This window comes from Microbacterium ureisolvens, assembly GCF_015278315.1.
Taxonomy (GTDB): Bacteria; Actinomycetota; Actinomycetes; order Actinomycetales; family Microbacteriaceae; genus Microbacterium; species Microbacterium ureisolvens.
This window is the reverse complement of record NZ_JADIJE010000013.1, coordinates 37,267-49,321: the sequence shown is the minus strand read 5'-3', so window position 1 is coordinate 49,321 and position 12,055 is coordinate 37,267. Positions and strand designations below refer to the sequence as shown.

Below are 12,055 nucleotides of genomic sequence, written 5' to 3'. Positions count from 1 at the left end.
AGCGACGACCGTAGCGTTAATGAGAACGATTCTCAAAATCGATAAGCTGTACTCGTGCCTTCAGGTCAGCCGCCCATGTCCGCGCTCTCGGTTCGGGGCATCCACGTCGATTTCGCGGGCAAGCCGGCACTCCGCGGCGTCGATCTCGACGCTGCGACCGGGGCGATCACCGTCATCGCCGGCCCGAACGGCGCGGGCAAGTCGACGCTGCTCGAGGTGCTGGCCGGCACCCTCGCTCCGAGCCGCGGCGTCGTGAAGGCCGGCGCGCTGTCGCGGGCCTTCGTCCCGCAGCGCGCTGCCGTCTCGGAGACGCTGCCGCTCACCGTCCGCGACGTCGTGACGGTCGGGGCGTGGGGGCGCACGAGTCCGTGGCGCCGCGTCGGGCGCGACGGTCGTCACGCCGTCGACGAAGCGCTCGAGCTCCTCGACCTCGGCCCCCTGCAGCGGTCGCCGTTCGGCGCGCTGTCGGGAGGGCAGCGCCAGCGGGCGCTCCTCGCTCAGGGGCTCGCGCGCGGCGCCGACGTGCTGTTGCTCGACGAGCCGACGACCGCGCTGGACTCCTCCAGCGCCGCGCGCATCACCGACGCCGTGACGAGCCAGGCGCGGCGCGGTGTCGTGGTGGTGTGCGTGAGCCACGACCCCGCGCTGATCGAGCTGGGCGACGTCGTGATCCGGCTGGACGCCGGGTGCGTGGCATCCGTCGACGGCGCGGTCAGCCCCGTGTGCCCGTGAGCCGTCACGACCTCGTTGGCCGCCGGCCCGCTGATCAGCGGAGGGTGTCGCGGATCGTCGGCGTCAGCTCTCGCGCGAGTTCCCCTGCCAGGAAGCCGAGCCCCGGGTCCTCGGTCAGCCGCGCGCCCGCTCGCGCGTGCGCCCATGCTCCCCACACGGCGGCCTGTTCGAGGGCCACCCCGCGCGCCGTGAATCCCGCGATCGCGCCGGCGAGCACATCGCCGCTGCCCGATGTGCCGAGCCCGCCGCCGCCCTCGTTCACGCGCCATGCCCGGCCGTCCGGATGCGCGACGAGTCCGTAGCAGTTCACGACGGCGCGGAAGGTCCGCGCGATCTCGCGCACGTCGGCGACGCCGTCGCCGAGTTCGCGACCGAGGAGGATGGCAGCCTCGTCCTTGTTGGGACTCAGGATGAGATCGTCGGGCAGCGTCGCCCGGTCGATCTCGGGGAGCACGCCCAGCGCGAAGGCGTCGAGCACGACGCACCGGGGCCCCGCCGCTGCGACGGCGATCAGGGTCGCGCGGGTCTCGTCCGGTTCGTCGAAGCCCGGGCCGACGAGCACGGTGTCGACGGATGAGACCCGGCCGCCGAGCTCCTCGCCGAGCGGATCGTCCGCGGCATCGGGCAGCGCGAAGATGCCGGCCTCGGGCAGCGCGATACCCACGTGCGCGTCGATCGACTGGGGAACCGCCAGGCCCACCCGGCCCGCGCCGACGCGCAGCGCCGCCTCGCCGGCGAGGAGGACTCCTCCGGGCGAGCGCCGCGAGCCGCCGACGACGAGGACGTCGCCGCGCGACTTCTTCGAGTCGCCGGGGCTCGGCAGGCCCCACTCGCGCAGCAGCGCCGGGGTGACGGGCTCAACGCGGCTCGACATCGGGGCTTCCCGGGTGCGCGGTGATGTCGGCGCCCTCGCGCTGCAGGTGCGCGACGTCGGAGAACGCCGAGAGGGTCCAGCCGTCGTCGCCGCGGACGAGGTGGGTCACGGAGGCGTTCAGCACCGTGTGCCCGGCGGCGAAATCGAGGAGCCCGGGTTCGTCCATCGGCAGGAGGATGTAGAGGACGAGCATGACGACGGCGTCGTGCGCGACGATCATCGCGCGCTCGTCGGGACCGGCCATGACGTCACGCAGGAAGGACCTCAGCCGCAGCGCGACATCGGCCCACGACTCACCGCCCGGCGGGCGGTGGTAGAACTTGCCCAGGTGCTGTCGCCGCGCGAACTCCCCGGGGTGCAGGCGCGCCGCACCCCGACGGGTGAGCAGGTCGAGGATGCCGAGCTCGCGGTCGCGCAGCCGCTCGTCGACCAGCACCCGCCCGCCCTCGTCTCCGAGCGCGAGCGCCAGCGTCTCCCGCGCCCGGAGGTACGGCGACACCCAGTACACGTCGAGGCCCTCGCGGTGCCCGTCCAGCCACTCGCCCAGGGCGAGCGCCTGCTCGCGACCGGTGTCGGACAGCGGCACGTCGGCGTCGCGCACGTCCAGCGGAATGGTGTCGAGTCCATCGATCTCGGCCTGCGTCGCCGCGACGTTGCCGATGCTCTCACCGTGCCGCGCGAGCCAGAGCTCCTTCACTGCCATCGCCCCAGGCTAGGCAGACGGACGGCGACCGACCAGCCGTTGACAACCGCGTCGCGGAGCACCAGTGGTTCGGGTGACAGCCGGCGGGCGCAGCATCCGTCCCCTCCGCTCCGCGACGGCGCCCGCCCGGATAATGGGGAGGTGGAGCCGTGGGAGATGCGCGAGTGGTACGCCGACTACCTCGACGCGTGCAACCGCCACGACCTCGACGCCATCCGCTCGTTCGTCGCGCCGGGTGTGCGGCGCGCGCATCTACCCGGCGGCGCCGACGCGTGGGTGTCCGACATGGCCGACCTCTTCCACGCCTTCCCCGACTGGCGGTGGCGCCGCATCCAGCTCGTCGTCGAGGACGACCGTCTCGCCGCACACCTGCGCGGCAGCGGCACGCACCTCGGCGTGTTCCGCGGCGTCGCGCCGACCCGGCGGCACGCCAACGTCGCGCAGTTCGCGATGTACCGCGTGACCAACGGACGCATCGCCGAGTTCTCGGGTTCGGCGGACGAGGTGGAGCTGCTCGCTCAGCTGACGGGCACGGACCGGTAGCGGATGCCGCGACCCGGCCCCACCGCCGGTCGCCGAGGCGGCGTGCCGATGAGCCGCCGGCCGACAGAATCGGTCCGGGAAGATCGGGTGCGGTGCGCACGCCCCCGACAGGCTGGATGTCGAAGGAGGAACCGTGATCGCGATTCTCAACCGCGTCGTCGAGTACGTCGACTCGCATCTTGCGGACGACATCGACGTGGCCGGGCTGGCACAGAGCCTGGGCACGACCGAGTACCACGTGCGCCGGATGTTCTCGTCGCTGGCGGGCATGCCGCTGTCGGAGTACATCCGGCGGCGGAGGATGACGGTCGCAGCCGCCGACCTGCTCGGCGACGACGACCTGCTGGGCATCGCGGTGCGCTACGGCTACGGCTCCACGGAGGCGTTCACCCGTGCGTTCCGCGCGGTGCACGGCGTCGGCCCGGCGGACGTGCGCCGTGAGGGCGGTCCCCTTCGCTCACAACAGCAGCTCAGGTTCCGCCTGACCGTCGAAGGGAACACGATCATGGACACCCGCCTCACCGAGCGACCGGCCTTCCGCCTCATCGGCCACGCCGCCCGGGTGCCGCTCATCCACGAGGGGCCCAACCCGCACATCCAAGCGCACATCGCCGCGCTGCCGCCCACCGAGCACGAGCGGCTCAAGTCGCTGAGCGACACCGAGCCCGGAGGCCTCCTCCAGGTGAGCGCGGACGTCGATCCGGACTACACCGAGGGAAGCGAGCTGACGTACCTGCACGGCGTCGCCGTCAGCACCGGCTCGGCCCTGCCCGAGGACCTGGACGAGATCGACGTCGCAGCCGGCGCGTGGGCGGTGTTCCGCTCGGCGGGTCCGTACCCGGCCGCACTGCAGGAGACCTGGGCGGCTACGGCCGGCGAATGGTTCCCCTCCAACCCGTGGCGGCTGCGGCCCGGCCCGTCGATCGTGGCGGTGCTGGACCGGGCGCCGGACTTCTCCACCGCGACCTGCGAGCTCTGACTGCCGGTGGAGCGGGCGCAGGAGCCCGCGTAGGAGCGACTAGCGGCCGGCGGAGCCGGCGAACCAGCCGAAGCTCGCGCCGCGCTGCGGCGCGGGCTCCGGCTGGGCCGGTTCGCCCGAGCCGAGCATCGTGCGGGTGAGCTGGGAGCGGGAGTCGAGCAGGCGTGCGAGTTCGCCGGCGAGGTCTTCGTCGACCGGCGGACGCCCCTCCTGGGCGGCGCGCAGCACGCTGCGCCGCATGAGCTCCTTCGCGAAGGAGCCCGTGGTCCCCTCCGCGCGCTCGGCCGCGGCATCCAGCGCAGCGTCGCTGTACGGGAGCTGCTGCGCGTAGCGGCGGAACAGCCGCTGCCGCTCGGGCAGCGCGGGCAGCGGCACCTCGACGGCCAGGTCGACGCGTCCCGGCCGCTCGGCGAGCGCGCGCTCGAGCATCTCGACGCGATTGGTCGTCATCACGAACGCCACGTCGGCGTCGCCGTCGAGGCCGTCCAGGGCGTCGAGCACCTCGAACAGCAGCGGCTGCGGCGACCCGTGACGTTCCATCGCCACCAGGTCGATGTCTTCGAGCACGACGATCGCGGGCTGGAACGTGCGGGCGATCTCGGCGGCGGCGCTGATGTAGCGGATGCTCGAGCCGGTGAGGAGGACGGCGGTCGTGTCGGGCGTCGCGCTGAGGAGGTGGCGCACGGTGAGCGTCTTGCCGGTGCCCGGCGGCCCGTACAGCAGCACGCCGCGCTTGAGGTGCTGACCGGCGCGCGAGAGCGCCTCGCGGTGGGCGCCGATGCCGATGACATGCTCGACGACCTCTTCCAGCACCCCTTCCCGCAGCACGATGTCTTCCGCCGCGACGTCGGGCCGGTGCACGAACGTCGCGCCTGCGTCCCGCCCGTACTCGGTCGGCTGGAACGACAGCACCTTCCCGCGCAGCACGCTGAGCTCCACCATCGTCCGCCGCAGCGTCTCGAGGAACCGCGTCACCACGTCGGCCTCGGCGCCCATGATCTCGACGCTCGCCGTCTGCCGGCCGAACTGCGGCACCGCGGCCCGCTGCGACAGCGCGATCGGAGACCCCTCGAAGTGGAGCAGGCGGATGCCGAGCGACACGACGCGCTTGCTCGAGTCCGGACCGGTCGAGCGCTCGGTGTAGTCCACCGGTCCGGGCGCGTAGCGCACGTGGCTGTTGCTGACGAACTCCGCGAGGCCGTGGTGGTGACGCTGCTCACCCCCGCCGACGCCGAGGAGAGTGCCCGCGCCCCCGGCGGAGAGCGCCTCGAGCGCCACGTCCGCGTCGGCCAGGCGGTGGTCGGCGATCACCTCCTGCACGACCGAGACCTGCGAGGCGTCGGTGCCGAGGTGCTCGCTGATCAGATCGCCCAGCGGCGTTCGGCTCGGCCGGGCCTCGCGCTCCCCCAGCTCGTTGACGCGTCGAAGGTAGCGGGAGACCTCCCGCATGAGATCCCGGTCGTCCTCGCTCAGCACCCACCGAATCTCCCACAGAGCCGCGACACTCCGCAGCGACACGCGGCACGCGGCACGCGGCGTCCGGCAGCGCGCAGGTCTCAGCGACCCGTCTCGTCGAGCTCCCGGCGCAGGTACCTCGGCGCCTGCACCCGCCACGCCTCGGTCACGAGCTCGGCGAGATGGTCGTCGTCGATGCGCGCCATGCGGAACGCCACCTTGGGCTCGCCCCACGCCGTGGTGGCGCCGAGGAACACCTCGGGCTGCATCTCACGGAGCGCGAGCGCGTCGAGCCCGTCGGCGACCTTGACGCCGACCACGAGCTCAGACGCGATGATCGCCCGCACGTCGGCCGGGATGCTCGGCCACGGGTGGCACTCCCACGCGTACAGCTTGCCGCGCACGAACCAGGCGGCGCCGCCGGTGGTCGCGCGCTCCTCGCTGCCCGGCAGCGCGTCGGCGGTGCGGCGCAGGTCGTCGAGGGTGGCCACAGGCCGAGCCTAGGCCGCGCCTCCGACAGCCCCGCCCTCACGCCACGGCGCGGGGCCGGCGCTCACACGCGCTCGACCACCATCGCCATGCCCTGGCCGCCGCCGACGCACATCGTCTCGAGGCCGTACCGCCCGCCGGTCGCCGTGAGCCCGTTGAGGAGCGTGGAGGTGATGCGCGCCCCGGTCATGCCGAACGGATGCCCCACCGCGATGGCCCCGCCGTGCACATTGAGCCGCTCGGGGTCCACACCGAGCTCGCGGGCCGAGGGGATCACCTGCGCGGCGAACGCCTCGTTGATCTCGACCAGATCGATGTCGTCGATCGTGAGCCCGGCGAGAGCGAGCGCGCGACGCGATGCCTCGACCGGCCCGAGGCCCATCACCTCGGGCGAGAGCCCGGAGACCCCGGTCGACACGATGCGGGCGATCGGCTGCAGGCCGAGCTCGGACACGACTCGGTCCGACACGATCACGACCGCCGCCGCCCCGTCGTTGAGCGGGCAGCAGTTGCCGGCCGTGACCGTGCCATCCGGCCGGAACACGGGATCCAGACCCGCGAGCGCCGCCACGGTGACGCCCGGCCTCGGGCCGTCGTCGGCGGCGACGACCGTGCCGTCGGCAAGGGTGACCGGCGTGATGTCGCGGGCCCAGAAGCCCGAGGCGATCGCGGCCTCGGCGCGCTGCTGCGACCGCGCCGCGAAGGCATCCTGGTCCTCTCGCGTGACTCCGCGCAGCTGTGCGACATTCTCAGCCGTCTGCCCCATCGCGATGTAGGGGTCGGGCAGCGCACCGTCGTCGCGCGGATCGGTCCACCCCTCGGCTCCGGCGGCGGCGCGGGCCGCCGTGCGCGCGAGCGATGGCGCGAACGCCGGGTTGACGGCATCCGGAACATCCGACGCCCCCGCCGCGTAACGCGACACCGACTCGACGCCGGCCGAGACGAACACGTCGCCCTCGCCCGCTTTGATGGCGTGGAACGCCATGCGCGTGGTCTGCAGCGACGACGAGCAGTAGCGGTTGACGGTCGTGCCGGGCACGGCGTCCCAGCCGAGCAGCACCGCGACGATCCTGGCGAGGTTGAAGCCCTGCTCGCCCGCGGGCTGCCCGCAGCCGACGAGCAGGTCGTCGATGCGCGACGGGTCGAGCCCGGGCACCTTGTCGAGCGCGGCGCCGACCATCCGCGCCGCGAGGTCGTCGGGTCGCACGTCGACGAGCGACCCCTTGCGGGCACGCCCGATCGGCGAGCGCGCGGTGGCGACGATGTAGGCCTCGGTCATCGCTTCTCCTTCAGACGAACGCGGCGATGCCGGTGATGGCGCGGCCGACGATGAGGGAGTTCATGTCGTACGTGCCCTCGAACGTGTAGACGGCCTCGGCATCGGCGAAGTAGCGCGCGATGCCGTAGCCGGCGGGGATGCCCAGCTGCTCCTGCCCGCCGAGCTGCACGCCGTTGCCGCCGCAGATCTCGCGGCAGAGCGCGACGGTCTCGCGCACGCGCCTGCTCACGAACGCCTTGGCCATCGCCGAGTGGTGGTCCTGCTGCGTGCCCTCGTCCTGCAGCTGCGACACGCGCACGCACATGCCGATGCACGCCGTGATGTCGGCGAGTGCGTCGGCGAGCTTCTGCTGCACGAGCTGGAACGACGCGATTGGCTTGCCGAACTGCACGCGAGCCTTCGCATAGGCGACCGCGCACTCGTACGCCCCGACGGCGACGCCGAGCGCCTGCCACGCGACCTGCGCGCGGGTGATCCGCAGCACGGCCGCGAGGTCGCGGAAGCCGTCGATCCGCTGGAGGCGGTCGCGCTCGGGGACGACGACGTCGGTGAGCACGATGTCGGCGTTCTCCACCGTGCGCAGCGACTGCTTGCGCTCGATCTTGGTCGCCGAGAAGCCCACCGACGGCGTCCGCACGAGGAAGCCCTTCACCTGGTCGTCGGCGACGTCGCGCGCCCAGATGACCACGACGTCGGCGAACGCGCCGTTGCCGATCCACCGCTTGGCGCCGTTCAGCACCCACTCGTCCGCGCCGTCAGGGCCGGGGCGACGCTCGGCGGTGGTCTCGAGCCCCTTGGCGGTGTCGGATCCGTGGCCGGGCTCGGTCAGCCCGAAGCAGGCGATCTGCTCGCCGCGCGCGAGCACCGGCAGCCATTCGGCCCGCTGCTCGTCGGAGCCTCCGACGGCGATGGAGGTCATCGCGAGCCCGCTGTGCACGCCGATGAACGTCGCCGTCGACGGGTCGGCCCGCGCGATCTCCATCGCGACCCAGCCGCGGAACACGTTGCTGTTCTCGAAGGTCCGCGTCTCGGGGAACGCGTTGCCGTAGAGCCCGAGCTCCGCGATGCGGGGCACGAGGTGGCGCGGGCTCTCGGCGCGATCCCAGTGATCGTCGGCGTGGGGGCGCACCTCGGTCTCGAGGAAGCCGCGGATGTCGCGCAGCGCGCGCCGCTCGGCATCCGTCAGCAGCTCCTGGAACGCGTAGAAGTCGGCGTCGAGCACGTCCGCCGGCTCGGCGAGGCCGGCGCCGGCGGGGCCGGTCTGGGTCAAGGTGAACGTCATCGTCTCTCCTCAGCTGGTCGTGACAAGAGTATGCATCACTTTCAGGAATGTTGCACAACACATTCGGAAACGTTGCACCAGCGCTTGCTCCGCCGGGTAGAGTTCCGGCATGAGCACGACGGTGACCTCTCCCCCCACGATCGCGACGGTCGGGACGGATGCCGCGCCCTCGTGGCTCTCGGATCGCCTGGCAGGCGGCGCGCACCCCGACGCGCAGCGCGCCTTCGAAGCCGCGCGGGCGACGCTGATCGGCGGACGCCGCATCGACATGACCGCTCTGGCCGGCGCCCTCGGCGTGGATCGCACGTCGCTGTTCCGCTGGGTCGGCAACCGCGACGCGCTGCTGAGCGAGGTGCTGTGGTCGCTCGCCATCCCCACCCTCGTACAGGCCGAGCACGCCAGCACCGGCCTCGACGGCGGCGAGCGCGTCGCGGGAATCCTCACGCATTTCGTCGACGACCTCATCACGGCGGAGTACTTCCGCTCGTTCCTGCGGCGCGAGCCGGCTCGCGCGCTGCGCCTGCTCACCACGAAGGAGAGCCCGATCCAGCGCCGCTACGTCGCGACCGCCGAGTGGCTCATCCGCCGCGACCTCGGCGACGCCCCGCTGGGCGGTGCCATCGCCCCCGCCGACCTGGCGTACATCCTGGTGCGCCTCTCGGAGTCGTTCACGTACGCCGACCTCATCTCGGGCGACACCCCGAGCGCCGAACGTGCCCGCGTCGCGTTCCGCCTGACCCTCCGGGTCGACGGATGACCGCGCCGACCCCGTCGCCCACCTACCCGGTGCGCGAGCCCTTCGCCACCCGCTGGAACGACAACGACCAGTACGGCCACCTCAACAACACCGTCTACTACGCGGCCATGGACACCGCCGTCAACGCCTTCATGATCCGCGACGGCGGGCTCGAACCGCTGGGCGGCGCGGCGATCGCCCTGTGCGCGGCGTCGTCGTGCGAGTTCCGCGCCTCGGCCGGATTCCCCGAGCCACTCGAGGTCGGCATCGGCATCGAACGGCTCGGCACGACGAGCGTCACCTGGGCGCTCGCCATCCTCCGTGCCGGGGAGGCCGACCCGATCGCGACGGGACGATTCGTGCACGTGTTCGTGGATGCCGGCACCCGGCGCCCGACGCCGGTGCCGGCATCCGTCCGCCACGCCATCCAGACGCGGATCCTCGAGGCCTGACCCCACCCGGACCTCAGGTGTCACGACACGCGGCAGCCCCGCGAACGAAGCCGCCAATCGCGACCCTCGAACCACGCCCCGGACCTCAGGTGTCATGACACGCGGCACCCCCGCGACCGAAACCGCGATTCGCGACCCTCGAACCACGCCCGCACTCTCGCGGCGCCGCGCGATGGACGATTTCGAAACAAACCGACCATCCGGTATGCTCGTTTTCAGACCCGATGGCGGGGCTGGGAGGGTGTCGAAGATGACCGCAGTGCCCGGACTGGATGCCGCAGGCCTGACCGCGTGGCTGCGCGACGCGCACCCCGACCTGGCGGGGGGCGACCTCGCGGCGAGCGTGATCGCGGGGGGTCGCAGCAACCTCACCTACGCGATCGAGGGCGCGCGGATGCCGCTCATCCTGCGGCGCCCGCCGCTCGGGCACGTCCTTTCCAGCGCGCACGACATGCGGCGCGAGCACCGCGTCATCTCGGCTCTGGAGGCGACCGCTGTGCCGGTCCCCCGCGCGATCGACGTCGTCGACGACTCGACGGCCGCGCGCGTGACGGGCACGGTGTTCTTCGTCATGGAGCGTGCGCCGGGGCAGGTCCTCGCCCGGCGCGCGCAGAACGCCGCCTACACCGCGAGCGGACTGCGCACTCTCGGCCTCGATCTGGCGCGACACCTCGCCGACCTCCACGCGGTCGATCCCGCAGCAGTGGGTCTCGACGACTTCGGGCGCCCCGACGGGTACCTCGAGCGCCAGCTCGCCACGTGGCGCCGGCAGCTCGACGCCTCGCGCTCGCGCGAGACCCCGCTCCTCGACGCGCTCCAGTCGCGCCTGGCCGGCGGCGTCCCGATCTCCGCCCGGTCGGGCATCGTGCACGGCGACTACCGGCTCGACAACGCGCTGGTGGTCGGCGACGCGGAGACTCCCCGCATCTCGGCGATCCTCGACTGGGAGATGGCCACGCTCGGCGACCCCCTCGTCGATCTCGGCATGTTCGGGCTCTACTGGGACATCGCCGAACTCCCCGGCGGAGGCGGTGTCGTGCCCAGCGCGGTCGATCCGGCCGCCGGGTACCCCGCCTTCGACGAGCTCGTCGACGCCTACGCCGCGCACGCCGGCCTCGCGGTTCCCGACCTGCGGTGGTACCGCGCGTTCGCCGCCTACAAGCTCGCGGTGATCCTCGAGGGCATCCATTTCCGTTTCCGAGCGGGAGACACGGTCGGCGAGGGCTTCGACCGCATGGGCGCGCTCGTCGAACCGCTCGCCCGCACGGGGCTCAGCACCGCGCGGGCCCGCACACAGGAGGTGCGCTGATGGACTTCGCCCCCGACGCCACGACTCGCGACGTGACAGCTCGCGCCCACGCGTTCCTCGAGGAGCACGTTCTCCCGGCCGAGCCCGTGCTCGACGCGCAGCTGGCCGCGACGCCCGACGAATGGACGGTGCGTCCCGTCGTCCGCGAGCTGCAGGCAGAGGCCCGCGCGCAGGGCCTCTGGAACCTCTTCCTCCCCGGCGACCACGGTGGAGCCGGGCTCACGAACTTGCAGTACGCGCCGGTCGCCGAGGTCACCGGCTGGAGTCCGCGCCTCGCACCGCCGGCCTTCAACTGCGCTGCGCCCGACACCGGGAACATGGAGGTGCTGAACGACTTCGGCACGCCGGCGCAGAAGGAGGAGTGGCTCGAGCCCTTGCTCGATGCCCGCATCCGCTCCGCGTTCTGCATGACCGAGCCGGAGGTCGCATCATCCGACGCGACGAACATCGGCACGCGCATCCGCCGCGACGGCGACCACTATGTCATCACGGGCCGCAAGTGGTGGTCGACCGGCGCGATGAATCCGGACGCCGCTGTCTTCATCGTGATGGGGAAGACGGATCCGGATGCCGCGCGCCACCGTCAGCAGTCGATGATCCTGGTTCCGCGCGATACGCCGGGAGTGCGCATCGTGCGGCCGCTCACCGTCTTCGGCTACGACGATCGCGACCACGGCGGGCATGCCGAGGTCGCCTTCGACGATGCGCGCGTGCCAGCCTCCCACCTCATCGCGGGCGAAGGCGACGGGTTCGCGATCGCGCAGGCGCGGCTCGGACCCGGCCGCATCCACCACTGCATGCGCGCCCTGGGCATGGGCGAGCGCGCGCTCGCCCTGATGATCGACCGCGCCTCGGCGCGGCACGCCTTCGGCCGCGCCCTCGCCGAGCAGGGCGTCGTGCGCGAGTGGATCGCCGAGGCGCGCATCCAGCTCGAGTCGCTGCGGCTGTTGGTGCTCAAGACGGCCTGGCTCATGGACACCGTCGGCAACAGGAACGCGATGACCGAGATCCAGGCGATCAAGATCGCCGTGCCCCGCGCCGTCCAGCAGATCATGGACCGCGCGATCCAGCTCCACGGCGGCGCCGGCGTGTCGTCCGACACGCCGTTGGCAGAGCTCTACGCCGGCGTGCGGTCGCTGCGCATCGCCGACGGACCCGACGAGGTGCACCTTTCGAGCCTCGGCCGCGCGCAGCTGCGCGCCTGAATCGCACGTCGAAGGAG

13 protein-coding genes are annotated in these 12,055 nt (G+C 72.5%); 7 read left to right on the top strand and 6 right to left on the bottom strand.

The window, feature by feature from the left end; genetic code table 11:
* The first annotated feature begins 54 nt into the window (after positions 1-54).
* Positions 55-732 (top strand): zinc ABC transporter ATP-binding protein AztA, encoded by a 678-nt coding sequence (gene aztA, locus IM767_RS17380; protein WP_204161308.1) that lies wholly within the window; start codon positions 55-57, stop codon positions 730-732.
* Positions 733-766: 34 nt separating this feature from the next.
* Here aztA and IM767_RS17375 read toward each other — a convergent pair whose 3' ends face one another.
* Entirely contained in the window at positions 767-1,606 is an 840-nt protein-coding gene (locus tag IM767_RS17375; RefSeq protein WP_109211002.1) for an ADP-dependent NAD(P)H-hydrate dehydratase, read from the bottom strand.
* Positions 1,590-2,309 (bottom strand): histidine phosphatase family protein, encoded by a 720-nt coding sequence (locus IM767_RS17370; RefSeq protein ID WP_109211003.1) that lies wholly within the window; start codon positions 2,307-2,309, stop codon positions 1,590-1,592. The genes IM767_RS17375 and IM767_RS17370 overlap by 17 nt, the downstream gene beginning before the upstream one ends.
* Positions 2,310-2,450: 141 nt before the next feature.
* Here IM767_RS17370 and IM767_RS17365 point away from each other — a divergent pair, with 141 nt between their 5' ends.
* The gene (locus IM767_RS17365) at positions 2,451-2,852 is read left to right on the top strand and encodes an ester cyclase (RefSeq protein ID WP_109211004.1); all 402 of its coding nucleotides are present in this window, start codon (positions 2,451-2,453) and stop codon (positions 2,850-2,852) included.
* A 133-nt stretch (positions 2,853-2,985) separates the two neighbouring features.
* A complete protein-coding gene (locus IM767_RS17360; protein WP_109211005.1) occupies positions 2,986-3,831 on the top strand; it encodes an AraC family transcriptional regulator in 846 nt (281 codons plus the stop codon).
* Positions 3,832-3,870: 39 nt separating this feature from the next.
* Here IM767_RS17360 and IM767_RS17355 read toward each other — a convergent pair whose 3' ends face one another.
* The 4 genes from IM767_RS17355 to IM767_RS17340 form a co-directional block, all read right to left on the bottom strand.
* Positions 3,871-5,307, bottom strand: a complete 1,437-nt coding sequence (locus IM767_RS17355) for an AAA family ATPase (RefSeq protein ID WP_109211006.1) — start codon at positions 5,305-5,307, stop codon at positions 3,871-3,873.
* Positions 5,308-5,387: 80 nt separating this feature from the next.
* The gene (locus tag IM767_RS17350) at positions 5,388-5,777 is read right to left on the bottom strand and encodes an MmcQ/YjbR family DNA-binding protein (protein WP_109211007.1); all 390 of its coding nucleotides are present in this window, start codon (positions 5,775-5,777) and stop codon (positions 5,388-5,390) included.
* Between the two features lie 62 nt (positions 5,778-5,839).
* Complete coding sequence (locus IM767_RS17345; protein ID WP_109211008.1) at positions 5,840-7,054, bottom strand: acetyl-CoA C-acetyltransferase; 1,215 nt, start codon at positions 7,052-7,054, stop codon at positions 5,840-5,842.
* A gap of 10 nt (positions 7,055-7,064) precedes the next feature.
* A complete protein-coding gene (locus IM767_RS17340) occupies positions 7,065-8,336 on the bottom strand; it encodes an acyl-CoA dehydrogenase family protein (RefSeq protein ID WP_109211009.1) in 1,272 nt (423 codons plus the stop codon).
* Between the two features lie 109 nt (positions 8,337-8,445).
* On the opposite strand from IM767_RS17340, the gene IM767_RS17335 reads away from it, so the two are divergent.
* The 4 genes from IM767_RS17335 to IM767_RS17320 all read left to right on the top strand — a co-directional run bounded on the left by IM767_RS17335 (position 8,446) and on the right by IM767_RS17320 (position 12,038).
* Entirely contained in the window at positions 8,446-9,093 is a 648-nt protein-coding gene (locus IM767_RS17335; RefSeq protein ID WP_109211010.1) for a QsdR family transcriptional regulator, read from the top strand.
* The gene (locus IM767_RS17330; RefSeq protein ID WP_109211011.1) at positions 9,090-9,524 is read left to right on the top strand and encodes an acyl-CoA thioesterase; all 435 of its coding nucleotides are present in this window, start codon (positions 9,090-9,092) and stop codon (positions 9,522-9,524) included. Before IM767_RS17335 ends, IM767_RS17330 begins: the two co-directional genes overlap by 4 nt.
* 250 nt (positions 9,525-9,774) lie before the next feature.
* Positions 9,775-10,833, top strand: coding sequence for a phosphotransferase family protein (locus IM767_RS17325; RefSeq protein WP_109211112.1), 1,059 nt, complete (start codon positions 9,775-9,777; stop codon positions 10,831-10,833).
* Positions 10,833-12,038, top strand: a complete 1,206-nt coding sequence (locus tag IM767_RS17320) for an acyl-CoA dehydrogenase family protein (protein ID WP_109211012.1) — start codon at positions 10,833-10,835, stop codon at positions 12,036-12,038. The genes IM767_RS17325 and IM767_RS17320 overlap by 1 nt, the downstream gene beginning before the upstream one ends.
* Positions 12,039-12,055: the final 17 nt, after the last annotated feature.

Coding starts and splice junctions, on each gene's coding strand:
- IM767_RS17375 (WP_109211002.1), bottom strand. CDS start 1,606: ATGTCGAGCCGCGTTGAGCCCGTCACCCCGGCGCTGCTGCGCGAGTGG.
- IM767_RS17370 (WP_109211003.1), bottom strand. CDS start 2,309: ATGGCAGTGAAGGAGCTCTGGCTCGCGCGGCACGGTGAGAGCATCGGC.
- IM767_RS17345 (WP_109211008.1), bottom strand. CDS start 7,054: ATGACCGAGGCCTACATCGTCGCCACCGCGCGCTCGCCGATCGGGCGT.
- IM767_RS17340 (WP_109211009.1), bottom strand. CDS start 8,336: ATGACGTTCACCTTGACCCAGACCGGCCCCGCCGGCGCCGGCCTCGCC.
- IM767_RS17335 (WP_109211010.1), top strand. CDS start 8,446: ATGAGCACGACGGTGACCTCTCCCCCCACGATCGCGACGGTCGGGACG.
- IM767_RS17330 (WP_109211011.1), top strand. CDS start 9,090: ATGACCGCGCCGACCCCGTCGCCCACCTACCCGGTGCGCGAGCCCTTC.
- IM767_RS17325 (WP_109211112.1), top strand. CDS start 9,775: ATGACCGCAGTGCCCGGACTGGATGCCGCAGGCCTGACCGCGTGGCTG.
- IM767_RS17320 (WP_109211012.1), top strand. CDS start 10,833: ATGGACTTCGCCCCCGACGCCACGACTCGCGACGTGACAGCTCGCGCC.